This window comes from Mycobacterium sp. E796 (genome assembly GCF_001672815.1).
Lineage (GTDB): Bacteria > Actinomycetota > Actinomycetes > Mycobacteriales > Mycobacteriaceae > Mycobacterium.
Window position 1 is genome coordinate 1 of record NZ_LZKK01000284.1, and the last position, 1,433, is coordinate 1,433.

Annotated in this window: 1 protein-coding gene and 1 pseudogene; both read right to left on the reverse strand. The window is 71.9% G+C overall.

The genetic code is table 11. The features are described 5' to 3' along the window. A partial coding sequence (locus tag A5706_RS21690; RefSeq protein ID WP_068135131.1) for a hypothetical protein occupies positions 1-1,052 on the reverse strand: 1,052 nt, incomplete at its 3' end. Between the two features lie 144 nt (positions 1,053-1,196). Next, positions 1,197-1,433 (reverse strand): annotated as a pseudogene (locus A5706_RS33780) (hypothetical protein); the annotation flags it as partial.

Sequence of the window (1,433 nt, forward strand, 5' to 3'; positions counted from 1 at the left end):
GCCACCGCGGCCGCCCCCGCGGCGGGGGGGGGCACCTGCGCCTCCGGCTGCGGCACCGGGTTCGCCGGGGCAACGGCGCCCGGGGTGGGCTGCGGGGCCGGGACGGGATGCGTGTCCGACGCCAGCGAGACCACCATGACGCTCGCCGCGGCGGCCGAGATCGCGGCCAGCGCGCTGCCGGCCAACACGAACGGCCCGCGCCCACGCGCGCTCGCGCCGTCCTCCGCCTCGAATTCCAGGGCGCTGTAAGCCAGCGCGCCAGCGCCCGGGTCGGCGTTGCCGCAGACGTCCAGGTAGGTCGACGTGACCGCTTGGGAATCCACCTCGCCGGTGCCCGGGTCCAGTGCGTAGGCCTGGGCGGCGGTCGACGACGCGAACAGCGGCGCGTTGGCCGACGCCAGTGCGGCACCGCGGGCCAGCGCCATGTCGGGCTCCTCGGGCACCGTCACGTCCAGCGCCGTCGCGGCCTCGAGCGCGGCCTTGATGGCGAACACATCGCCGCCGCATCCCTTCCCGGAGCCGACGACGAACACGCCCTCGACTCGACGGTCGAGCCCGACCACCATCGCGGGGAGCTCGTCGCCGATGTCGCCCAGAAGCTCCTGCCTGTGCAGATCGGTGACCGAACCGTCGGCCACCTCGACGACCGCCGACGTCGCGCTGTCGTGCTCGACGAACAACATCGCGATGTGCTCGTAACCGAGCGCCTCGCCCACGGTCTGCGCCAACGCGGCCGCGGCGAGCAACGGGGAGACCAGCATGACCGCGCCGACGTCGTGCGCGGCGATCGCATCCCGAAGCGCACCGACGTCGGCGGGATCCGTCCAAGTCACCCCCGTCGACGTCAGCCGGCAGTGACTCGCGGCCGCGCCTTCCCGGGTTCCGACGATCGCGGCGATTGCTTGATCGGCCGCCCCAGAGGTTCCCGAGTCCTCGCCGGCGGCAACCGCGAAGCGGTCCTCTTCGACCGTGACGCCATCGGCGTTCTGGCCCTCGATGAGGACCAACCGCACCATCGTGGGTGCCATCGACACCCCGAGCACAATGTCCACTTGCGCCTCCAAGGTCGTCTGAGACCCTCAACAGAGGGCACCACAAAACAGACCCCGCCCGACTGGGTGACACCACGCTACTCGCGTGCGGCCGGATGCGCTCGTTCGATTCAGCTGTGATTGACGGAGGTCACAGGGCTGAAATCAATACCCCGGACTCAGGAACGGATTCTGCGAGTTCCCCGGATACTGCGGGGCCGCGGGCGGCGCCGGCGCCTGGCTTTGCGGCACCGGGACCGGTATCGGCACCGGCAGCAGCGGCACGTGTATCCACTGCGTCGTCATCGGCACCGTCGTGGTGGGCGTCGTCGTCTGGGCCGTGGGGGGCGGCGTCGTCGTCGACGGTGGGGGCGACGGGGTGGGTGACGTCGACGGCGTCGC